This is a genomic window from Spirosoma litoris (assembly GCF_054776755.1).
In genome coordinates, this window is sequence record NZ_BAAHBI010000020.1 from 264,735 (window position 1) to 289,076 (window position 24,342).

17 protein-coding genes are annotated in these 24,342 nt (G+C 48.4%); 1 reads left to right on the plus strand and 16 read right to left on the minus strand.

Features of this window, described 5'->3' with window-relative positions; genetic code table 11:
• Positions 1-60: 60 nt before the first annotated feature.
• The 3 genes from ACYVGR_RS13295 to ACYVGR_RS13305 form a co-directional block, all read right to left on the minus strand.
• Positions 61-786: a hypothetical protein gene (locus tag ACYVGR_RS13295; RefSeq protein WP_460957332.1), complete on the minus strand. Its 726-nt coding sequence runs from the start codon at positions 784-786 to the stop codon at positions 61-63.
• Between the two features lie 20 nt (positions 787-806).
• Positions 807-1,145, minus strand: a complete 339-nt coding sequence (locus ACYVGR_RS13300) for a n-acetylglutamate synthase (RefSeq protein ID WP_460957334.1) — start codon at positions 1,143-1,145, stop codon at positions 807-809.
• A gap of 205 nt (positions 1,146-1,350) precedes the next feature.
• Entirely contained in the window at positions 1,351-2,394 is a 1,044-nt protein-coding gene (locus ACYVGR_RS13305; protein ID WP_460957336.1) for an agmatine deiminase family protein, read from the minus strand.
• A gap of 97 nt (positions 2,395-2,491) precedes the next feature.
• On the opposite strand from ACYVGR_RS13305, the gene ACYVGR_RS13310 reads away from it, so the two are divergent.
• Complete coding sequence (locus tag ACYVGR_RS13310) at positions 2,492-5,731, plus strand: leucine-rich repeat domain-containing protein (RefSeq protein ID WP_460957338.1); 3,240 nt, start codon at positions 2,492-2,494, stop codon at positions 5,729-5,731.
• Between the two features lie 13 nt (positions 5,732-5,744).
• Here ACYVGR_RS13310 and ACYVGR_RS13315 read toward each other — a convergent pair whose 3' ends face one another.
• The 13 genes from ACYVGR_RS13315 to ACYVGR_RS13375 all read right to left on the minus strand — a co-directional run bounded on the left by ACYVGR_RS13315 (position 5,745) and on the right by ACYVGR_RS13375 (position 24,261).
• Positions 5,745-6,425 carry an HAD family hydrolase gene (locus ACYVGR_RS13315; RefSeq protein WP_460957340.1) on the minus strand — a complete coding sequence of 227 codons (681 nt, stop codon included), beginning with the start codon at positions 6,423-6,425 and terminating at the stop codon, positions 5,745-5,747.
• An 11-nt stretch (positions 6,426-6,436) separates the two neighbouring features.
• Positions 6,437-6,688, minus strand: a complete 252-nt coding sequence (locus ACYVGR_RS13320; RefSeq protein WP_460957342.1) for a hypothetical protein — start codon at positions 6,686-6,688, stop codon at positions 6,437-6,439.
• A gap of 37 nt (positions 6,689-6,725) precedes the next feature.
• Positions 6,726-7,433: a 3-keto-disaccharide hydrolase gene (locus tag ACYVGR_RS13325; protein WP_460957344.1), complete on the minus strand. Its 708-nt coding sequence runs from the start codon at positions 7,431-7,433 to the stop codon at positions 6,726-6,728.
• 198 nt (positions 7,434-7,631) lie between these two features.
• Positions 7,632-8,777 (minus strand): tRNA 2-thiouridine(34) synthase MnmA, encoded by a 1,146-nt coding sequence (gene mnmA / locus ACYVGR_RS13330; protein WP_460957346.1) that lies wholly within the window; start codon positions 8,775-8,777, stop codon positions 7,632-7,634.
• Between the two features lie 473 nt (positions 8,778-9,250).
• Positions 9,251-10,534, minus strand: coding sequence for a glycoside hydrolase family 71/99-like protein (locus ACYVGR_RS13335; protein ID WP_460957348.1), 1,284 nt, complete (start codon positions 10,532-10,534; stop codon positions 9,251-9,253).
• A 315-nt stretch (positions 10,535-10,849) separates the two neighbouring features.
• Positions 10,850-12,799, minus strand: a complete 1,950-nt coding sequence (locus ACYVGR_RS13340) for a family 16 glycoside hydrolase (RefSeq protein ID WP_460957350.1) — start codon at positions 12,797-12,799, stop codon at positions 10,850-10,852.
• Between the two features lie 15 nt (positions 12,800-12,814).
• Entirely contained in the window at positions 12,815-13,726 is a 912-nt protein-coding gene (locus ACYVGR_RS13345) for a sugar phosphate isomerase/epimerase family protein (RefSeq protein ID WP_460957352.1), read from the minus strand.
• A gap of 112 nt (positions 13,727-13,838) precedes the next feature.
• A complete protein-coding gene (locus tag ACYVGR_RS13350) occupies positions 13,839-16,163 on the minus strand; it encodes an outer membrane protein assembly factor BamB family protein (RefSeq protein ID WP_460957354.1) in 2,325 nt (774 codons plus the stop codon).
• A complete protein-coding gene (locus tag ACYVGR_RS13355) occupies positions 16,144-17,256 on the minus strand; it encodes a bile acid:sodium symporter family protein (protein WP_460957357.1) in 1,113 nt (370 codons plus the stop codon). Before ACYVGR_RS13355 ends, ACYVGR_RS13350 begins: the two co-directional genes overlap by 20 nt.
• Before the next feature lie 122 nt (positions 17,257-17,378).
• Positions 17,379-18,743: an enolase C-terminal domain-like protein gene (locus ACYVGR_RS13360; protein WP_460957359.1), complete on the minus strand. Its 1,365-nt coding sequence runs from the start codon at positions 18,741-18,743 to the stop codon at positions 17,379-17,381.
• A 46-nt stretch (positions 18,744-18,789) separates the two neighbouring features.
• The gene (locus ACYVGR_RS13365; RefSeq protein WP_460957361.1) at positions 18,790-19,764 is read right to left on the minus strand and encodes a hypothetical protein; all 975 of its coding nucleotides are present in this window, start codon (positions 19,762-19,764) and stop codon (positions 18,790-18,792) included.
• 14 nt (positions 19,765-19,778) lie between these two features.
• Entirely contained in the window at positions 19,779-21,959 is a 2,181-nt protein-coding gene (locus ACYVGR_RS13370) for an outer membrane protein assembly factor BamB family protein (RefSeq protein WP_460957363.1), read from the minus strand.
• A 262-nt stretch (positions 21,960-22,221) separates the two neighbouring features.
• Complete coding sequence (locus ACYVGR_RS13375) at positions 22,222-24,261, minus strand: hypothetical protein (RefSeq protein WP_460957365.1); 2,040 nt, start codon at positions 24,259-24,261, stop codon at positions 22,222-22,224.
• Between the last annotated feature and the right edge of the window lie 81 nt (positions 24,262-24,342).

Here is a 24,342-nt window from a genome sequence, read left to right on the forward strand (position 1 = left end):
AGATACTATAGAAAAAACATTCGCTTCTTAGTTAACTAGGGAACGAATGGGCAGAATCGCTTATTGGCGAACGGGTTGAATTTTAACGGTTTTCAGTATAATGTCATATTCCAATCGATAATCGAATGCGTCTTTCATATTCTGACCTGTAAATACGGCTGGAACATGCACAAGCTGTTGTTTTTTCTGACGCAAATCGGCTTCGCGAAGATCAACACTGCTTTGGCCTAATAAATCATCGTCATCGAGTTTATCGACGAGTTGTAAGCCAATGCCCGACGCCACCAGCCCCGCCGAGACATATTTCAGTGGTGTCAGCACTTCAGTGGCGGTCAGCAATAATCCAATCGGAAGGGCCACTATATTATGGATCTTCTGTATTTTAGAGATTGTTTGCCGAGCCTGATTATAATCGTCGACCTCAATCAATACGACCGATGCTACAATGCGGCCATTACGAGGAAGCTGAAGGCTAATCGGTTTTGCTGGACTGTGTTCGACTGAACTACTGCCATTCGTCTTGCCTGTTTGCAGATCAAGCTGGTCATCCTTCTTTACGGGTTCTACCCCCCAGCCTCCATTCACGACAGCGACAGGCTTATTCTTGGCATCGTAACTGGTTAACGAGTAGGCCATCATCAGTTCATCCCGCCGACTAATGGTTTCTTCCAGATTAACCGCCCTCAATGACCGGGGAACCAACTCCGCGGTGAGGGTTGGTTGCGGGGCACAGCCGATTATAAAGAGTGAAAGAGTGAAAGAGATAATGAGTGAATAGATTCGCATGATTCAGATTTTTAATCAATTCAGTCAGCAACTTCTTCAACAATTGATTCGCCGGATGAATTGTCGCCACTGGTCCACTGCCAGCGTTCGTAAAGGCGAATACGCCCATCAGTGAGCAGTTCGGGGGTGGAATGGCATCGACCCGTCATTAGCTCACCCTGGGTATTGACGTGTTGGTAGCGCATATCAAGGCAATCACCGGTCAATAGTGTAGCTATCAGAAAGCCTTTGACGATGCTTCCTCCACTATACTCAGCCCACACAATCTGGCCTTCCTGGTGGTAATGAAAAAGCGTGTCGCCACTCACTTCGCCATTGGGCGTATTGGTGACGGAGCGGAAGGTTTTGTTGTTGTACATTGTCTGAACCGGGATTTTTTTGATTTAACTGAGCAGTATGATTTTAAACAAGTACACAGATTAAAACTGAGCTATACTTTGTGTGACCCCGATGGGGTCAAATGTTTATAGCAAATAGGGCCTTTCTATAGACATCTGACCCCATCGGGGTCACACTGGCCGTTCGTCAATTCAGCAAAATCAGTTAAATCCTGAAAATCCTGGTTCAGACACTTGGCTCCTGCTGACTTAAACAATGGAAACTGCCTAATCCCCAAACAATGTCTGTTGAATCAATACCGACGATTTTACGATCAGGAAAACAGGTGCCGATAATGTCTAGAGCCTGCTGATCTTTGGCGCATCGGAACGTTGGCACGATGACCGATCCGTTCGTAATCAGGAAATTGGCATAAGATGCAGGAAGCCGTAGACCATCACTCTCAACCGGATCGGGCATGGGTAGTTCAACGATGTTGAGCTGCTTGCCGTTCAGAAGCCGCATTTCCTTTAACTCCTGATGAATTTCCTGCAGGAAGGGATAGTTGGCGTCGTTCGGATTCGATTCGTAAGCGGCAATGACTGTGTCCTCATTCACAAAACGAACCGTATCGTCAATGTGCCCATCCGTATCGTCGCCCACAATCCCCTCTTCAACCCAAAGTACCTGTTGAACACCGTAGTAATCGCAGAGGTATTGCTCGATCTGCGCCTGGGTTAGGTGTGCATTCCGGTTCTGATTGAGCAGGCAGGCTCGGCTTGTCAGCACCGTTCCGGCACCGTTGAACTCTACGGAACCGCCTTCCATGATGATGCCGGGCGTAACATACTCCAAACCGCGATAGTGAGCAATTTCTACCGGAATCAGGTCGTCGCGATCGTAAGGCGGATATTTCCCTCCCCAGGCATTGTATCCCCAGTTAACGATCATCCGCTCTTTTTTCTCAGGATTAATAAGGAAAGCCGGACCATGATCGCGGCACCACGAATCGTTCGTTGGATGGGGCAGGAGCGTAATGCGACTCATGTCGGCGCCAGCGGCTAGTAAACGCAATTTGGCTGTCTGAATGACAATGTCGTTATGCGCATTGATGCACACGTGCTCGCTTTCGGCGATGGCTTTAATAAAATCGATGTAAGCCGGAAACATCAACTCCTGCCGCTCGCGCGTCCAGGATGCTTCGGTATGGGGCCAACTGAGCCAGGTTGCTACGTGTGGATGCCACTCGGGAGGAAAGAAAAAGCCCTCTCGGGCTGGTATGAAGGACATGTTATGTTTTCTGATTTCGATTTATCGGCAATTTGCTAGTTAAACAAATGCCTGTATATTTCAGGCGACTAAACGCACCACAAAAGTACAATAAAATATGCTGCTCAATAAGTGGAATCAGTGGTTCTTCATGATTGGACTGATCCTGATCGGATTTTATGAAAGCAACGCTCAGTATGCAACAAAGCCCTTATCGGAACTGGATCGATTACCAAACTGGTTTCCGATCGAAGATTCATATCAATTTCAGTACGGTCTTCCTGAACAGTTCAAAGGCTACACAAGCTTCGATGACTTGCTCCAAAAAGTTAAGTCAGGTAGTAAGATAGAGGCTCTGCAAATCAACGGGAGTGTATTGGAAAAAGGAGGAATAGCGAAATTACGGGCCTTGCAGCAGGTACGTGTTTTGAGCGTTATGTTGAGTAATTCAACGCCACAACAGTTCGATTCGCTCATTCAGGTAATTCAGAACTGGCCAACTTTAGAACGGCTTACCTATTCTATCGACCCTGCCTATGGCAATAAAACGGGAAGTGTCCAGATAGTGGCTTTGCCAACTGGATTGGCTCGTCTGCCCAAATTGCATGATGTTCGGCTTGGAGGAGCTAGTTTTAATTGGGACGAGTCGCTAAAAACGCTGGTAGAACTAAAAACACTGCGTTATCTGGAAGTAAGCCGCTGGCAGACAACACCTCAACAGCGACTTAAGCTGGGGGTGTTACTACAACTTACAAAGTTGAAAATCAGTGGACAGGGCTGGCTGTTTGAACCAGAAACTTTTGCTGGTGTAAGTCAATTGAGTGAATTGACCTTGTCGAACGTCAAGATGGATACAACGACATTTCAGCGGTCGTTAGCTAGTCTCTCTCGCTTAGAAACGATCTCATTAGAGAGCATGCAATCGTTACGAAACCTGAAATTAAGTGAACTGAAGAACCTTAAATCGGTTGATTTGGTCTACAATTCTGACCTGGAAGTAACAGCAACTACGTTTGTCGGTTTAACGAATCTCGAACGGCTGGTTAGTCAAGGCTCCAAGTCTTTCGATTGGTCGGGCATCTGTGCACACCCGCAGTTACGAACGCTAATCGTTAGTGGCAATAATTTCCGAGATAACAGGACATATCAGCTTCCAGACTGCATAGGCCAATTAGATCAATTGACCGAATTACGCCTGGAAAGTATATCGTTCAATCGGCTTCCAGCGCAGATAAGCGCCTTACATCGGTTGCAAAAACTGAGCCTGTCGAACTGCAAACTAGACTCCTTGCCAGCCTCAGTAGGGCAATTGACTGCCTTGGAGGAATTGTTATTACAAGGAAATCGGCTTCAGTCTCTGCCGTTTATAGGGCAATTAAAGGGCTTGCGTCAACTGCATCTATCAAATAATCAACTCAGTGTGTTGCCCGACGACATTAGTCAGCTAACCCAATTGAATGAGATAGATGTCAGCCAGAATAAATTGACGCAGTTTCCTAACTCACTTGCCCGGCTAGTGAACTTGCAGAATCTGAATCTGGGAAATAACCAGCTTGAACAGCTGCCCGACGATATTGGGAAATTGCGGAGACTAAAGGTCTTATCGCTCTATAATAACCAGTTAACAGGCTTGCCAACGAGTATTGGGCAATTGGATTCATTAAACCGATTGACAATTGGTAAAAATCGATTACGCTCATTCCCTGTTAGTTTTACCAGGCTGACTAATTTAAAGTCGCTACAAATTGGGGCAAATGAGTTAACAGCCCTTCCCGCTGATATTGGCATCCTACGGCAATTAACCGAATTGCAGATTGAGCAACTTCCCATTTCAGAACTGCCTGCATCAATCGGTAACCTTGTCAATCTGCAAACGCTTCATATTTCCTTCACGCGGTTACGGCTACTGCCCGAAAATATTGGTGAACTGACTAAATTGAGATCTGTATTCTTGTCTGATAACGAGTTAATTGCACTGCCCAACAGTATTGGGGGGTGGAAAGAGGTAACGGATATATCGCTCGATGGCAATAAATTGGAAGGGTTACCCAATACGATTGGTCGTTTGCATAAGCTTACTTCGTTAAGAATCAGCAGTAAGAAAGATGCCGCTGGTGGGGTGGGGGGAATTGTTCAACTGCCCGATAGTATTGTACATTGTACGAAGTTGCAGAACATGACTATTCAGAACCAACCCCAATTGGATGGTGATGATGTGTTTGCCAAAACTGTAGAAATGAAAAGTCTTAAGCGCCTGACAATCATAAACTGTGGTATCAGTACGTTACCGGCTATTGATTGGAAAAAAGCTCCCTGGCAATCGCTGATCTTATCCAACAATCTACTAACGGAGTTACCTGTAAGCATATTAGACGCACCCGCTCTGGAAAACTTTTCGGTACAGGAAAACCGGCTTCCTGAAGCTCTGAATCGTAGCTTCAATGGCAAGGATGCGTTGCGGGTTGCATTTATAGAAGCGGGGTTGTTACAACCCGGAAGTATAAGTAAGCCGAATCGGAAGGTAGCGATGGCTTACCAGAACATGGCGATGGATAAATTTCGTCAGCGTGATTGGGATGGTGCATTCAGTGATCTTGACAAAGCGATTGATTATGCGCCAGATACGATTCGTTCCTTTTCGTATGCATTACGAGCAGGCTTTCATATGTATCGGAAAGAGTATACCGAAGCGCTGACCGATTATGACAAAGCCATTCAGTTTGCTCCACAGCTTCGTACCGAAAAGTATCTGGATACATTAAACGCAAATCGGATGGTAGCGTCCTTTTGGCAACAGAAAGCGGCCGTTTTTGGCGCGATGGGCCAATATGATCCCGCTTTATCTGCTATCACGAAGGCTGAAGTCCTAATCTCGACATCCAACAATCACCAACAGATAGGGCAGATTTTAACGGAACAGGGCCGCTATCTGACGATGAAAAATAAACTAGCTGAAGCCGACTCCAGTTACCGCAAGGCGATTCGTGCCTATGAGAAGTTAATTTACGCAGACCCCGGCATTCGGCTGACAATTGTTGAATTAAGTTTATTGACGGGGCAATACACTCGGGCAAAACAGGCACTCGCCAACCTGCCTACCGAACAACTACGGGATGGGTATGCAACGCTCAAGGAATACCTTGAAACCTGCCTGGCTGTGCTAACGAATGAGCAAAGCACAGAGCAGGCCACGGAACGCTTTACCGCATACCTTACTAAACATCCCGTTAAAATCTATGGCTGGAGCTTTGATCTGTTCGACAACTGGTTGGCGAGAGGTAAGTTCCCCATCGATAAAGCGACTGCCCTGCGTCAATTGACGGATGCTACGAAAGAGCGATTGGTAAAACCAGAATAAACAGGAAAAGTACTTAATCGAGCAATGTCTGCACAGCCTCTACGGTCAATTGCGTAAAATCATCAACAATTAACGACGCACCTGTGTCTGCTAGCTCGTCGCGAGTATGGGTTGTTGCCAGGGCGATGACCTTCATGCCCGCTCGTAAACCGGCTTCAATACCCGCAAACGCATCTTCGAAGACAACGCATCGGGCTGGTTCAACACCTACTCGGTTGGCGGCAGTCAGGTAGATTTCAGGGTCGGGTTTGCCTTTGTGCACCATGCTGGCGTCCACGATCGCATCGAAATAGGGTCGCAAGGGCAGGCCATCTAATGTGAACACCACATTACTTTCTGGGGCTGATGTGCCTACGGCCAGTTTAACGTGCTGTGCTTTTAAAGCTGTCAGAAAGCCCAGCAAACCCGGTGCTGGCTGAAGATGCGGCCGATATAATTCCCGATAAATGGCTTCTTTTTCTTCCGTCAGTACGATCAGTTCACCCGGTGAAATGGGCCGCTGAAATACGTAGGCCATCGCGTCGGCAGATACACGACCGTTGATATTTTCGAGGTATTGGTCTTTGGTAAGTGGACGATTGTGCTGTTGAGCAAATTGTAACCAGGCATTGATATGAAAATTGGCGTTATCAATCAATACACCATCCATATCGAAAAGAGCCGCCCAGGTAGGGGTGAAAGAAGAATCGGGCATTAGACTAAAATTTAATTCGGGTTATCTGGAGTAGCTGTGGGTAAAATATCGCCGGCCAGCACAGCCGCTTCGTGGAGTAATTCTGTAGAAACCAATTCATCTGTAACCTCCTCAATCCGCTCATCGAATGCGTCGATCCCTTCATCGGTAGTGGTTGAGGACGCATTCATGCCTAGCAGAAACCGGCCTATGTACAGAAGGCTAAGCGAAAAACGCAATTCGGGTAGCGCAGAGCTGTGGCGAGTTACTGGTTCGGTTTGCATGGGAGTGAGTAGTCGCGCGGGTGGAAACCCGCGTTACTTATAATGCTTTGATTTTCAGATTTCGGAAATAGATAGGCGCTCCGGCGTGTTTCCCTTGTAAGCCGATATAGCCATGAAGTGGTAAGTCGGCAGGTGCTTTACTAAACCATGCGGGTGCGGTAGTGCCATCGGGATTGTTCTTGGCCGATGTGAATTTTGACAAATCAATGGTATTGACTAACTGATTGTTCAGCACTACATAAATCATCTTGCCCTGGCAGGTGATCGTATACCGATTCCATTCGTCGGGCTTTTTAACGACCTGTTGTTTGGTTGCGGCCTGATGTCCAAAAAAAGCGCCACACTGCCAGTTGGTAGGCGATTCGGACCACTGTTTGGCATAGTCATCGGCAATCTGAATCTCTACTGAATTGGGAATCCAGTTGGTCGTATCGCTAGCATGAACAACCACACCACTGTTGGTTCCATCGGCCGTTTTGAAAAATAAATCCAGAACAAAGTCGTCATAAGGCACTGCTGTCCAGATGGTTTTGTCGGCCGAAGCAGTCAAAACGCCCCCATCGTCGACAGTCCAGACGCCTTTGGGAAAACCGGCATCCGAAAGATCACTGGCAAAGAGGGGTTTCCAGCCGGCACCACTTGGATTCGGATGGCCTTTTGGAACTGGAACGGTGGGGGTCGTTTGGGCAAAAAGCTGATTCGTTAATGCCAGCGCGAAACCAATGAACAACAGATATTTTTTCATGAAAAGCACTAGTGAAATGTCTATTCGTAAAGTAGCCGTTTCGATTTTAAACACAAAGTACATAGAGAAAACGTAAAAGCTCTTGGTACTGTGTGTCTAGATGTAAGACAAGTTTTTTTGACAGGATTAACAGGATTTTCAGGATTTGTTGACTGAAGAGATTAGCAAAACAAATCCTGAAAATCCTGTCGAAAAATATCAGGCACCCACAGCAAGCTGAGCCAGATCGAATGAAGGGTCGTTTTGCCGGAAGCTTTTCATAATCCAGCCTCCGCCAATCACATCGTCGCCTTCGTAGAATACAGCCGCTTGGCCCGGTGCAATGGCCGATACGCCTTCGTTGAAAAGTACCTCGATTTTGTCGCCCGTTTGCGAAATGGTTGCTGGAGTGCCAGAGTCTTTGTACCGCACTTTAGTTACGGTTTCGAGTGGACCATTGATGTGGTCATACTTTTGCAGATTTAACTTGCTGACAATCATGCCATCGCGAAGCAGGTCTTTGTCGACGCCTAGTACGACTTCATTGGTATCTTTCCGGATTTCGGTAACGAACATCGGCTGGCCAAACGCCATACCAAGTCCCTTACGTTGGCCAATTGTATAGAAAGGATATCCTTGGTGTTTGCCAAGAATTTTACCTGTACCTTCCATCACGAAATTGCCGCCTGCTACTTCGGCTTCCAGACCCGGCATCCGGCGTTTCAAAAAGCCCCGGTAATCGTTGTCGGGCACGAAGCAGATTTCGTATGATTCTGATTTGGTAACCAGTTCGATAAAGCCCCGTTCAGTAGCCATCTCACGAATTTCAGATTTGCGTAAATGGCCCAACGGCAATTTTGTTCGGCTCAAACTCTCCTGTGACACACCCCACAAAACATACGATTGATCTTTCAGAGTATCAACGCCTTTCGACAGAATGTGCCGACCGCCCTCAGTGCGTATGTGTGCATAATGTCCGGTTGCAATTGACTCGCAATCAAGGCGATCGGCTCGACGTAGGAGGGCGTCCCACTTGATATGCGTGTTGCACATAACGCAGGGATTAGGTGTCCGACCTTCGAGGTATTCACCCGTAAAATGGTCGATAACGGCATCACCGAATTCTTCCCGAATGTCCAGAATGTAGTGGGGGAAACCGAGACTAACCGCAATGTTGCGGGCGTCGTTGATGCTGTCGAGGCTGCAACAGCCCGTTTCTTTTTTTGTACCTCCTGAGGAGGCATAATCCCAGGTTTTCATGGTCATGCCAATGACCTCGTAACCTTCTTCGTGCAACAATACCGCTGCCAGCGAAGAATCGATGCCGCCACTCATGGCGACCAGAATTCGTCCGTGTTTGCTCATCTCTGCCGGGGTTCAAAGCCCCGCGATTTATGGTTTGATATGGTACTATTTGTGTTAATATGTGCTGATTATCAGTGAATTTTGAGGGCTGTTAAATCGCCATTTACTGTACCTATGTTATGCCAGTTGGTTATGTCAATTGGTTGTCTTTGTACAAGCGACCAATGCCCAAAGGTACAGTTTAACAATTTTTGACGGAAATCCATTCAGCATATACTGATAATTCTAGGGCCTCCTCACTCAAAGTTGTTCTACAGAAGAAAGCTAATCAAGCCACTTTTTTCAACTCGCCATTCATGTCACCATCGACCGGAAATCATCCTATATAGATGTTCGACGGCTCTAACTGAACGCCACCAAGCGGGACATTGGCGCCTACAAACACATGGCCGTGCCCGAACGAATCAATGAGTGGATCGACGTAGTATGTGAGTCGCTGGGTGACTACACGTAGTAGCTAATTCATGCTGCGTTTATTTTTTGCGAACAGGCTTTTGGGCACTGTAGCCTTTTTTACCGTGAAACCATTGGGTGGCCTGTCCCGTGAGCCAGAGGTAATAATCGGAAGCCAGGTCGGATTCGATGCCGACGAACCTACCTTCCCCATTCAAGGGTAATTCGTTCTCTCTGCGGGTTTTGAATATGGCCGTGCCTTCGTCAACTTCATCGAACATGGCTACATAAAGACTCTGGGCATTAGCTGCTTTAGCACCAGCCACCTGCTGCCAGAGAAAATCGCCTTTCAGGCGCGGAATCTGGTTGTAGACATTGGGACTATTTTTGAGATTTCCCCAGCTAAACCCCGGAAAAACCAGCGGTACGTAATCTACCTTAGCCGCTTTACACCAGGTAATGTCGTCTGCTAGTGTACTGCCCGCTACGGTGGCATACGTTTCGGGCTTATAACGACCCACAGCCCAGGGCATGATGATATCGGCACTTTTGATGAGCGGATGGAGCCGATCCGACGCTTCGGTATCTTTGGTCATCGTTCGCCAGTAGTACGGTACGCCCAGCAGAATCGACGTTTTCTTCGTCGGGCCTTTTACCCGGTCCACCAGCGTCTGAATATCGGCCGTTGTGTATCGGCGACCGTCGTTGAAACCAACGCCCCAGATGGCCAAAAGCGGTTTGCCATTGTGCCGCAAATAAGTTGGATTGTCTTTGTTGCTGAACAGCGAAAAAAGCTGCTGTACTTCCTCCCAATCCTTTACCAGCAAGTCCATATCGGCGGAGGTAGAACCGCTCAGGTCGTACATGATGCAGATGGCGCGACTGTATTTTTTAGCTGCTTTCAGGGCATTTTCCAATACTTTATTGAAATGCCGTTTACCTTTTTCCGACTTCACTTCGGCCAGAAATCGCTGCATAAATACCCCGTCGATACCGTACTCTTTCATCCAGTTGAAATGCAGATCGACACTGCTTTCGTCGTATGGACTGTATACCTGAGCAGCTTCACCATTGGCAAATTGAAAGGCCGTTTTATACGTAATCGGATAGTCTTTCACATCAGGCCAGAAATCAATCGACGCGTACCCCGGTTCGAACTTACCCCGTTTCTGATAGTGATACCAACCTCGTTCCGACGCATCACCCTGGGCGGCAAACCAACCTTGGTAGCCAGCCATCACCAAGCCTTTGTAGCTGGTATAGAGGCAACCTCTTTCATCATACTTCACCTCGACAGGTTGGCTTCTGCCAACAGTAACGCCTAGTAACCAACAGGTAAGTAATAGGAATAGGAACGTTCGCATAGCGTTAGAATGGCTTTTTATCGGTTGGGGGCATAATTTAGGCTGTCGATTGTGTACCTTGTCGAGCGACCTGACAGGTTACTACCAGAAGGGAAATAATCAGCAAACTACCGAGCCAGAGTATTTTTTTTCATTCGTTAAAATATGTCTTTCGTAATTATTCATCGAAGTAGTCTGTAGCCGTTTTTTGTCATCCCGACGCAGGAGGGATCTTCTGTAGCCGGAAGTTTTCAGCCTTACCCGAAGATCCCTCCTGCGTCGGGATGACAAAATCGCACCAAACTGAACTGTAGACAGTTTTTTTACACTTCGAAGTTAGTTCGTTATACGGCTCTGCTTTTGATCTTTCTGATTCCAGAAAATGAACGTCCCCCGGTCGGTTGATGTAACAATATCAATAGTGCCATCTTTATTCAGGTCTGTAGCCAGCACATCTGATCCGACGCCTGACCGATTGTGAATCAGTTCCGGTACAAACTCGGCTCCACCCGGCACTTTCGGGTTCCGAACGGTTCGGTACCAGTACAGAACCGGAGGACCGTACGGGTCGGGGTCGAAGTAGTTATCCAGATGCGACCAGTATCGTTTCCCTACGATAAAATCCGGAATACCATCCCCATCGATGTCGGCCTGTGTGGAACCGTGCGGTTGCGAAAACGTCACATTACCAGCATTTTTCGTCGAGAAATCGTCGCTGATTATGTGCTGAACAAACGTGATTTTTCCGCTGGGGTCGCGTTTCTGCTCGTACCAGCCCAAGCCGAAACCGTGTGCGTTAAGACCCGTTACTACGTCGTTCAGTTTGTCGCCGTTGACGTCGTACACGGCCATCATGCTACCCCCTACACCCGGCCCCCGATGACCATAGCGCGCGAAGGCTTCCGGGTGATACGCCCAAAGTTTCCCACTGTTTTCGGTAGTAGGCTGCTCCCACCAGCCGTTCGGGTTCACAAAGTCGATTCGGCCATCGCCGTTAATATCGCCTATACCGATACCATGCGCCAGGAAATACCCTTTTTCAGAGACAGGATGCACAATCCAGGGTTTCGTTGGGTCCGCCGGATCGGGTTTGGCATAGCGTAGTTCACCCTCTGCTCCGTAAATCAATTCGGGTTCCCCGTCGTTGTCAATGTCTTTAAACAAGGTAACTTCCGTTTGAACAGGAACTACGACTTCGAATTTATCCCACCGTCGCGATTCGCCTTTGGGGTTCAGATACAACGTAGCGCGGGGCGGCCCCGTCAGAATGTCGATCCAGCCATCGCCATTAAAATCGTAGGTATACTGGCAGTTAACGTCTGTAAATTCTTTCGATGGATTAAACGGGAACGCCGGATAAATTTCCCGCGACCGGGTAAAATCAGGGCCGTAGTAAATATAAGGTCCGGCTACAACATCGGTATGTCCATCCCGATTGAAATCACCTGCTCCTGCACCCCACGAATAGTACATATCGTTGATGCGCTGCATCTGAAAACGAGCCGACGTTTTTTCGGTAGGCATAGTCCGCATGGCCGCATCTTTATAACCGACTTCTTTAAAGCGCACTTCTCCGGTTCCGCCCGCATACAAGGCGATGGGGCCATACCGACCGGATTCTTCATCGGCTGCACCTCCGGCCATTTCGCCACTGTCGTTAAGAAACGTACGGATGATGTTGTTGTCGAGGAAAATCTCAACCTGATTCCAGTCGTTCGGACGATAACTACTTTCTACGCGCGAAATGGGCAATTTCAATCCAAAATAAGCCGGGCGACGATTCCGATTAGCAGATTCATTAGTTGTTGTCTCATTGGGTTTAGGTGGTGGCGCCAGTCGAACAATGCTTCCCGCTGAACGTAGTTTCTCCCGCGTCAGCTCTCGTCCTTGTGTGTCCAGCGTGATACGATAGGAGCCTACTTCCGTTTCCCGTATCGACACCAGAATGCCTTTATAGCCATCTGTTGTTTTCTCCAGTCGGAATAACACACCCGTTTCGCTACCTCCTGTGCAACGGAACTGTGCATGAAATCCTATATCCTGATACGAGCGATCCAGCACCAGCCAGCCACCCGAAGATTCAGATTTTAGCGTACCAATCAGCTCGCCATTTTCTGCCCGCCACTCGGCCTGTCCCAGCGAGTGCCAGCCGGTTAGATTCGTCCCTTTGATGATCACATCAGGTACAAACGTTAGCCCGGTTCCGGGGTTGGCTTCCGGCGTACCAGATTGCCCGAACGAAACGGTAACGCTGAACAACAGAAGGCAAGACAGTAGCGTTTTCATGGATGATTTTGTTGCCTAGATGTTACGTTTCACGTGCTTGATAAGCCAGTCAGCTACTTTCTCGTAATCCAGATTCTGGTACTTACCGCTGTACTGTTCCAGCGAATAAATGCCCTTGAACCCCATTCGTTCGGCCAATTGGACGCATTGGTCGAAATCGTAGGAAGTATGTTCCATGTTCTCGTTGAAACTATCCGCTTTAGCCGAGATCAGATAAGCGTAGGGCATAATCTTCGCCAACGCATCGAAACGGGCTGCCTGTGAATAATTGCCAAAGTCGGGTAGGGTGTAAATATTCTTGGGCCCTGTGCTGGATTTCCCCACCTCCTGTACGATGCGCACGTGTACATCGGGATTCATCTCTAATCCGAAGTGGTTTTCGGTCAGCAGAATGAGTTTTTTGCGTTGAGCATATTGGTTGACCGCTTTCATCGATTCGATGCTCTTCTCAACTGAACCATTGGCCCGGCCAGGATTAATGCGAACGCAGGGCGATCCAAGATAAGCCACCGCATCTATCCATTCTTTCACGTGCGCCAGACTCCGTTGCCGCTCGGTTTCGTCGTTGGATGCTAAGTCATATGAGCTATCCACCTGCACATTCACCAGACGCGACGAGCTGGCTTTCATGCTGGCTTTGAGCTGATCCAGATACGATTTTTCGAGCGATTCGAAATGGTTGCTCCAGAACTCAAGCTGCTGAATGCCAAACCGTTTTTTGTAATAACCCGGTACATCCAAAAGCGTTAGCTCGTTAGCGATGGTGGCTATTTCCTTTGGCTTGGTCTGTTTAAACCGGTAGCGAAACAAAACTGTCCCCATAGCAATACGTTCCATTTTGTCAGCGAGCACAGGGCGAAAAGCCGACGAAGCCCAAACGGTTATAAGCAGGCCGGATGTGTTGATCAGAAAGGTTCTTCGTTCCATAATATTAGTAGTCTAATAGAACGCTGATTTTTATGATTTTTACGATTAATTATGATCTGTGTAAATCATAAAAATCAGCCGGGGCCGCCCGTGCGGTTCTATTAATTTTTGATCATTTCTCAGGAAGGGCGTACACGACATAACCCGATGGCAATCCGTTAGCCCGGATGCTTGTATCACCCTTGGCGACACTCTCAACCGTAAAATTGGCCGTAGAGCTAACGACCAGATATTGGCGACCTTTCGCTTCGTACATGGATAGTAGTCCCTGCGTTTCTTTCGGCAATTCATCGGTCCAGAGTGTCTGTCCTGTTTCGGCATCGAAGGCATAGATTTTGCCTCCTTTGGAGGTTGCGAACAGTAGGCCATTTGACGTAACAATCATCCCTTTCCGCTGTGAGCCAATGGGTGTACCAGTCTCTTTTCCTCCTTGCTTTAGCACCCGAATGTCTTGCCCGATGATCTTCTTCCATTTAATGACGCCAGTGTTCAGGTCGTAAGCGACAATAAACGACCAGGGCGGACTCAGCAGGTTGGAGTATTCCAGACCGTATCCAGTAGAATATTTATTGGCAGGTCTGGTAACTCCCTCCGGATAAGCGCGTAAGGCATTGGTAGATCGCATGGCCGCAACCCCACTCGGTACATCCGGTGCCCCGCCTGAAGCGACAACGGGTCCATCGGGCATTGTTACGGAATCCGTTGGGCCTCCTTGTGACCGTCGGTTGGCCGATTCGATGGTGCCGCCTAGAAACCGATACAGGGCACTTAGCGTCTGTTCATCGATGTGCTGAAAACCGGGCATCTGCCCCTTACCCACAGCCACCACAGCTTTGAAATTTTCGAAATTGAGTCGTGTACCCAGATTGAGCAGGGACGGACCAACAACACCCGCCCGGTCGGCACCGTGACACGACTGGCAATTGGTCTTGTAGATAGTCATGGCCTGCGTTACCTGATCGGCAGAAAGAGCAGCTTGGCCCAGTTCGGTTTTGGCAAGTCGATAGACCGATGGGTATTCTTGAGCCGCTACGTACATGATTCCCTTCTGAGGGTTTGCAGCCGTGTTTCCGAAATTGGCCCCACCCACGGCTCCGGGCATGGCAATCACCTCATACTGATCGGAAAGAGGAGTAAACAAACCCGTACGGGCTGCGGCAATTCGAGTTTTCCAGGCTTCCCGTTCTTCCGCCGTCATGTACGGATTAATGTCATTAACGGTTATGTTTTGTCGGTTAAACGGCGGTATTACAGTCGGAAAGGGTTGCGTTGGCCAGGCTTGTTCTTCGGGCATATTGCTCGCCGGAACGGGCCGCTCCTCAATAGGCCACAACGGCTTGCCTGTTACCCGATCGAAGGCGAATAAGAAGCCCTGCTTGGTGGCTATGGCAACGGCGTCAATGATTTTTGTCTCTCCAGACCGGCCTTTTTGTCGAACGGTTAACAACTGCGGGGCGGCTGTCAGGTCATAATCCCAAAGGTCGTGGTGAACGGTCTGAAAATGCCAGAGTCGTTTGCCGGTACGGGCGTCGAGTGCCAGCAGACAGTTGCCAAACAGATTACTGCCAATCCGGTCAGCGCCGTAGTAGTCATACGTTGGTGAGCCAATGGGGAAATAGGCAATGCCGCGCTTTTCATCGAGCGTGATTTCTCCCCACGTATTGGCACCTCCGACGTATTTGTACGCATCTTTCGGCCAGGTGTCGTAGCCAAATTCGCCCGGTTGCGGAATGGTGTGAAATACCCAGACCATCTTTCCGGTCACCACATCGTAGGCTCGCAAATGCCCCGGTGCCGAAAACAAGTTTTCGCCGGGCGACGAACCCAATAGAATCAGGTTCTCAAAAATACAGCCGGGTGTAGTCGACTGAACACGCCCAATTGTCGATGGGTCGCGGCCTAATCCTTCCCGTAATGAAACCGATCCATTATTGCCGAAACTCAGAATCGACTTCCCCGTCTGCGCGTCGATGGCCTGTAAGGTGTTGTTTAAACAGAAAAGTAGTCGCCGATCTGTACGATCCTTACTTTCCCAATAATTGATGCCCCGCCAGGTGATGCCGTTCAGATTCGCGTGAATCCAGATTTCCTTTCCCGTTGCCGCATCGAGTGCCACCAGCGAATTATTCTTCGCCAGCACATACATCATCCCACCGGCAATGATCGGATTAAACAGATACTCGACTTTATCGGCCGTCGGGTAATGCCAGGCCACTTTTAACTGGCCCACATTCTGCTTCGTGATCTGACTTAGATTCACAAATTTGGACTGGTCCGGGCGGCCGCCGTACTGTGGCCAGTTCGAATCCGTGGCTGGCTGATCGATCCGTGGATCAATACCTTTCAGGCCCATCATCGCGATTCCCAACCAGGTTGATAGGGCCAGAAAAATCCACCAATAGCCGGATGACATCCGTTCAATGCGTCGTATATTCATCGGCAGGAAAGGTTGAACTCGTTACGTCTTTCGCCTTGCGGTGCCACCAGGAAGCTAGAATGGAACCCGTAATGTTCATCAGCGGGCCAAAAATGGCCGGAGCCAGACCAACCGTTGCCATTTTGCCCATTTGATTGGCGATGCCAGAAGCTAATCCGCCATTCTGCATACCCACTTCAATAGCAATAGTCCGACAGTCGCGTTCGTCCATCTTAAATAAGCGGGCCGACGAATAGCCAAGCAAATACCCGCATAGGTTGTGAATGAGCACCAAGCCAATCAATACAGGCCCAATAGTCAAGAGATTGGTTCTACCGGCTGCCGTGATTACGACAATGATGAAGGCGATACCGAACATGGATACCAGCGGCATGGCGTTATCGAGCCATTTCGATTTGCCGCTCAGAAACTTGTTAAACAGTAAGCCAGCCCCGATCGGTAAAATCACCATTTTGATAATGTCCCACATCATGTGGAGGGCGTCAATCTGGACAAAAGCACCCGCCAGTAACTTCATTAAGAAGGGTGTAACGAAAGGGGAGATGGTTGTCGAAATAGCGGTAATGGTGATCGAAAGCGCCAGATTGGCCTTCGCCAGATACGAGATCACGTTCGACGCCATCCCATTGGGCGAACAACCAATCAGAATGATGCCAGCCGCAATTTCGGGAGGTAGTCCGCTCAGGTTTGCCAGCGTAAAACCCAATAACGGCATAATCAAAAAATGGCTGACGACCCCAATGAAAACCCCTTTGGGCATTTTGACGACTCCAACAAAATCTTCGGCGCTCATCGAGGTACCCATGCCAAACATGATTAACTGAATGAGTGGAGTGATCAGGCCGGATAACTTGAACCCGTTGATTTCCACAAAATAGCCTGGGTAATACAGGGCTGTCGTAACGGAAGCGAAAATGACAACGGTATAGGAGAAGCCTTTCAAGGTTTCATACCCCCTGAAACCGATGGCCAGGGCCACAAAAAAGGCAATAAAAAATGGCCCAGCTTGAGCTAGTTCGTTGGTAATAGCCAGGTAAAGGGCAATCAATAAGCATAGCCCACCCAGGCTTAGCATTACTTTGTAAGCGTTCATGAATACAGGAAAATGAGAGAGAATCCCGTCGGGGATGAGGATTTTAGTTACCCCTAAAGGCCATTAAGTTTTCTTTTTCTCCCCTCTCCCGTTTGGGGAGAGGGGCCGGGGGGAGGGGAATTTTACGGCTTCAAAATGGTACCGTCGTTTTTGCGAACCGTCCAGCGCGACTTAGTCCCAATGGGGTACTTGGCCGCTTCTTTTTCGTTGATGTCAATTCCCAAACCTGGTGATTCACTCACCTGGTAATAGCCGTTCTTAATGATTGGACAACCCGGAAATACCTCTTTCACTTTGTCATTAAACATCTGCGACTCCTGAATTCCGAAATTCCAGACAGTAATGTCGATGCTGTTGTTAGCTGCATGTCCAACGGGCGAGGTGTCGCCGGGACCATGCCAGGCCGTGCGAACATTGAACCACTCACCCAAACGAGCTACTTTCATGGCTGGCGTAATGCCGCCAATCTGCGAAATGTGAATCCGGATAAAGTCGAACAGATGGTTGGCCATCGGTTCTTTGAATTCATTGACGTTGTTGAACAGTTCGCCCATCGCAATGGGTACGGCGGTTGTCTGACGCAGTAGTTTGAACCAGCTCATGTTCTCCGGGGAGAAAGGATCTTCGATAAAGAAAGGTCGATATTCCTCCAAACCTTTGATCATATTGATGGCGTCAATGGGCTCGGTCAATTCGTGCATATCATGCAACAACTGAACATCTTCCCCGCAGCGTTTGCGCACCACCTCGAACATTTTAGGCACCCGTTTCAGATACGTCCGTTGATCCGAAAAGTCGTCGGTTTCCCGGCCAAAACCAGCCGTCTTGAAGTCGGGTTTGAGGTCATTCATCGCACCAACTCCGCCGTAACCGCCCTGCTGAATCCGCACATGTCGGAACCCCATTTCCATAAATTGCTGTACTTTATCCGCGATGGCTTCGGGCGTTGGGCCGCTGGCGTGGGTGTAGGTATCTACGGCAATTCGGGTTTTTCCTCCCAAAAGTTGATAAACCGGCATATTGGCCCGTTTCCCTTTAATGTCCCAAAGTGCCTGATCGAGGCCGGAGAGGGCATTGTTCAGTACGGGGCCGTTCCGCCAGTAGGAACTTACATAGGCTGATTGCCACATGTCTTCGATGTTGTCAACATCTTTCCCGATGCAGAAATCGTTCAGATAGGTATTGATAGCGGGTATGACCACCTGAGCCCTCTGCGTGAACGTTGCACAACCCAGGCCGTATAAGCCCGGTTCGGAGGTTTCGACTTTCACAATAACCAGGTTAGATCCTCCCGGTGCCGTTGTGATGGCCCGAACACTTTTGATCGTTACGGGAGCCGCACCTTTGGCGTAGGCTGGAGTCGTGTAGTGTTTGGCCCTGGCTTTAGGGCTATCGAAAAGACCAAAGATGCCTGCTGTTGAACCTAAGCCCAGCATTTTAAGCGCGTTCCGGCGGTTCGTTTCGGTTTGTATTTCTGGCTTCGCCATAGGAATGTATTCGGTTAATGGTCTAGAAATCTGTTCGTTTCGGGAGTTATTTGGCTGGGTCTTTTACATAATATTGGTAGGTAATCTGCCAGGTAATGGTTTTGCCCGGTTCCACATTCAGGTTGATATAGGGTTCTGGGCAAACCGTTGTAGAGGAAGACCAGTATACCAACCGGTCAATCTGCCGATCACCCGTTACGTGGACACCCGCTCCGGTTTTTGTGTTTTCGACAGTAAGGTCGTAACTCACTGATTTTCCGTTAGTGAGATTGGGGAAATAAGCCTGCTCACGTTTGCCTAACTCGCGCAGGTAGCCAAGCTGGTTATTCTGAAGTTTGACTAAGTCATCTAAACCTTTGCCACCTTCGGTGGAAAGGCTGGTTGCTGGCAACGTGACTGAATAGGCTGGGCCGGTTGATTGCTGGTCAATGACGAAGAAATTATGATTGTAAACAGACGTTTCAATCGGGAGCCTACCCATGTTTTTCAGGCTGTGCGTAATCACCAGTTCCGGTTTCCCCTTCAAGAGTTTCAGCGTTTTCTGGTACTCATAGGCGTAAGCGCTATCCGTGAGTATGTGCCTGAACTGCACCTGATCCGCTTTCTTTTTTATCGTCCATTGGCCCGGATTAGCAATCGTATAAAATTTGAAGGAGTTGTATGACTTCTCATCGGGTCGAATCAGGCTTCCAATGCCAATTTTAATGAACGTTCCTCCCGGTTTAGCGATCGCATATCCCAGCGGGCCAAATTCTTCGACCGGCCCCATGATGGCATCGTGGGTTGTTGGATTATAGGTGTCGAACCACTTGCCATGATACGTATGGCCTTTATAATCAAGGCTGGCTACTACGCCCGACCAATCGAAGCGCGTACCCCGGTAGTAACCGTTCTGCCCATCAGGCAAGTACAACTGTGCGTGAATCAGCCCGTTAGAAATCTCTGTTTCGGGAATGTCTACTGCTGGTTTTAGGTTAGTGCAAAGAGCGAAAGAAAGAAAGAGTGAAAGAGCGGTTTTCATATAAATTCAGCTATCTATTTCAGAGCGAAGGCGATATAGTTCCCTCCAACTTTCTGACCTCGTCCGCCACCAGCAGCAATAACGATGTACTGTTTTCCATTCACCTCATAACTAATGGGTGTCGCGAAACCGCCCGCCGGAAGCTGGTATTCCCAGACGACCTTACCTGTTTTTTTGTCGAACGCCCGAATTTTTTCATCCTTGGTTCCCGCAATAAACACCAAACCTCCCGCCGTGGCCAATGGCCCGCCGTAGCTATCGGTTCCGGTTGTAGGAACACCTTTCTTGGCCAGTTCCGGGTATTCGCCCAGTGGTACCCGCCAGAGATAGTCGCCTGTATTCAGATCAATAGCGTTCAGCGTGCCCCAGGGGGGCTTGATGCCCGGATATCCCTCTTTATCGGTAAATCGCTGCCAGACTTTACTCACGTAGGTTGGTACGTAGGGAAACCCATTCTTGCTTCCTGTAGCAGACGTACTCGTTGACGTCTGGGCAACCTTAGGCGAACCCGTTTCTGTATTCAGCAGAAAGCTAATGAGGGCATCACGATCTTTATCCGACAGATGCCCAAACGACGGCATCCGACCGCTTCCGGTTTTTAGCAGGTTTTTGATTTCATCGACCGATCGCCTTTTACCAATATCGATGAGCGAAGGCAGTTCGGGGCCACTCCCGCGTCGATCCTGACCATGACAGGCGGCACAATTCGCGATGTACAATGCATTGCCAGCCGTAACGGGTGTGTTGCGCTGCGCCAGATCAGCCCGTTTGGTCATGATCAGTTCCCAGGGTTCTTCGTTGACGTTCTGGTAAAGAATCCCCGACGGATCAATGGCATTGCCGCCCCATTCGGCCCCACCGCTGTACCCGAAAAGCAGTGTACCTTTTTCAGACGGGGGAGCGAACTTATTATCCGTTTTTAGTTGCAGAAAACGCTCTTTTACATACGCATGTGCTTCCGGCGACAGATTCGTAATGTCCGCTTCGGTATACACCTGCCGGTTTAATGGGAGCGGTTTAACGGGGTATTTCTGCGTCGGCCAGGAGTGTTCTCCAGCTAAGCCGTTGACCGGAACTTTGCGTTCTTCCACCGGAAAGAGCGAGGTGCCTTTATCCCGATCCAGTACGTACACCAGACCATCTTTGGTCGTCTGTACAACCGCATCGACTCGCTTTCCATTGCGATTCAGGGTAATGAGGTTCGGCGGGCAGGGATGATCTCGATCCCACAGGTCGTGGTGAATAGTCTGGTAATACCACTTCATCTTGCCGGTTTCGGCTTCCAGCGCCATGATGCAATTGGCAAACAGATTCTGGCCCTTGCGGTCGCCACCGTAGAAATCAGATGCGGGTGAGCCTGTCCCGAAATACACAACGCCCCTTTTCTCATCGAGCGACATGCCACTCCAGTTGTTAACGGCACCGATTTTCTTATAGGCATCTTTCGGCCAGGTGTCGTATCCAAACTCACCCGGTTGCGGAATCGTATGAAATACCCATTTCAGTTTACCCGTAACTATGTCGAACGCCCGAATATGACCCGGAGCCGCATCGCCCGACTCCGATACGCTCGATCCGATGATAAACGTATTCTGGTACACAATCCCCGGCGAGGTCGCATTGACCGATAGCTTGCTCACATCGTGATCCAGGTTGGTTTGCAGTCCTTCGTGTAAATCCGCTTTACCGTCGGTGCCGAAACTGGCAATAGACTCACCTGTTGCTGCATTGATAGCATACAGACTGGAGCCAACCGTATACAGAATCCGCTTATCGGTTCCGCTTTGCCAGTACACAACCCCCCGATTCGAGTTGCGCCGATCGTTTCGTGATGGTTCAAATCGCCAGAGTTGCTCGCCAGTACCTGCTTTCAGGGCAAATAGATTCAGATCGGGCGTAGTCCCATACAGAATTCCATCTACCACAATCGGCTGGCACTGAATGGCCCGGTCGCGCCGACGACCGTTTGCGTCGGGTTTTTCGGAGGCATCGTACATCCAGGCAACCTGTAAGTTCGTTACGTTCTGGGTGTTAATCTGGGTCAATGGTGAATAACGATTCCCCGCTTTATTGCCCCCGTAATTGGGCCAGTCTTTACCCGTCGATAGGGGGCTTTCGCCTGTTACCATACTGGCAGCCAAAATGCTACCGACTGCCAGCCCAAAGAGTGCCCCTTTTTGATCCAATCGAATCATAAAATCAGTGTGTGTTGTGTGCTAATTCGTTTCGTCAGCGGTGAGCAAATTCGTATTCATTATAAAGACACATGAAGAACGAAACCGGATAACGAATGAGAGTAGTTTGGGTGAAATTTTTGCGAATGATTGAGTGGTAAACATTATGGTAAATGAAAATTGAATTCTAGTTTTTTTGTGTGACCCCGTTGGGGTCACATGTCTATAGAAAACCGCTATCACTATAAACATTTGACCCCGACGGGGTCACACTGAAAACTGCTCAGTTGAGTTGTGTGAATAGAGCCAAGGCTTCTTTATTTTTGGGGTCAATCGTTAAAACTTTTTGTACATAGTTTAATGTCCCTTTCTTATTATCCATTCGATAATAGGCGCTGGCAATTTGATTTAAAATCGACACATTAGTCGAGTCAATAGCAGTGCGTTGTTCGAGAGAAATAATTTGTTCGGTATTGGCTTTAACCGATTGTAAATCGAATTGGGATTGGTTATTTTGAATGGCATAATCCAGATAGGGTAGGGCTTCCTTGGGCCGGTCGAGCTGAAGGTAAAGCACAAAAAGATAGCGTGCTTTGTCGAAGGTTGGGGCTAAGGCAAAGGCTCTTTTGAAATAGAAAATAGCCGTTGCCTGATCGTTCAGTTCGCCACTCAGCATGGCTGCCTTTTCATAATAACGTGCGTCGGTCGGGTATTCCAGCACGAGTGTCTCGACTACTTTTCGGGCGTCGCGCAACGCATGACTGCGCATATAAAAATCATACAAATGACTGAGGGCGTCGTTCCAGGTCGTTTGTTGCGTCGTTAGGCTGTAGGCTAATTTTTCTTCTACCGACTCCACCCTAAACGACTGAGCCGACATAACTTCGTTGAACGGCCAGTTTCGTTTGAGGTTAGCCACTTTATACAGACCCGCCAGGGAATCGACTTTCGTGATTGGCATATTGCGAAGTAGCTGGGCAAAACTCATTTCCGGTTCATCCTTTATGGTGACGAACCGGGCCTTCTTCAGAGCCTCATAAAACGCATCCGACAACAATGCATAGCCTTTCAGATCGGGGTGAACGTGCTCCAGAATCAACTCATCGCCAATAATCGAATTGGCAGAATTGGCTTCAAAAAGGGCTTTGGTATCTACAAGATGCGTGTTTTTGTATTGCTGGCATAGCTGGCCAATAATGGTATTGAAGGCTTCTGGTGCTCTGAAGCGCAGGCCATCTAAATCCCTGGCTCTGGAGAAATGCCGTTTCGCCTGCCCGAAATCACCCTGCAAATAGGCTGTTCGTCCCAAATAGTACGTACACAACGCATGGTTGCTGTTCAACTGATTGGCTGTTTTGAAATACGAGTAAGCTGTTGGCAGATTACTGTTCGTCAGCGCGGCTAAACCAAGGTTGTATGCGCTGTTGAATTTCGACGATTTGGCTGTATCGACAGGGAAACTTACAAACGGTTTCAGGTCTTTCTCATTGCTAACCAAATTGCTGACAAAGACAGGAATGTTGCGTTTGGCGAACAGTTGAAGGGTTCGATCCATGTTCCGGCGGAACTGCGCTACTCCCCGCTCATATAGGTCTGATTGATAGGGAATTTGCTGGTTCGCTACCATTAATTTCATACGTGTGCCACCTGAACTCGACTTATCCCCTGCGGCCATGCGCTGTATTGTTTCGTAGCCATTGGTGAGCAACTGCACAAGCCGAAACTGACGAAGATAAAGAATAAGGTCAATGAGTTGGGGGGTACCGGCAATGCTTTCTGTAGAACCCACGCCGAGGGCACCGTAGTATTCATTATGCCCCGTATAAATCAGGACAGCGTCTGGCTCATAATCGATTAGTTCGTTGGCAAAACCGTATGTTGTATACGAATTAACGGCTGTTAATGAGAGGTTGATAATCTCAAAATTTCGATTAGGAAACGTGTGGGTTAATCGATACTGAAGCCAGCGATGAAATGAACCGTTGTGGAAATAAGGATATCCGATTGTTGTGGATTCACCCAGGACAAAAATGCGTAAGGTGTTTTCGTCTTTTTTCTTTTTAAAGGGCTCGCTATTTCCGGTAGTTGCTATTTTTTGATTACTAAAATATTTTTTAGATGCATCTGGATTTAATACATAGTAATTTTTATCATCAGGATAATCAATAAATAAATTTACGGTATGGCCATAATTGAAAACCCTCAATATAATTTCGATAAGAACCAGAAAAAAAATAGAGAATAAAATGGCGGTGAATTTATAGATGACAATTCGCCTAGAAGAAGGCTTTACCGAGGGCGTATATTCTTTCAGAGCAGTCATCTGTAACGTAGTAAAAAGCAATATGTCTTCCTTGAAAAATACCCTTAGTTTGTAAAAAGCATAGCAGAAATTCCACTATGC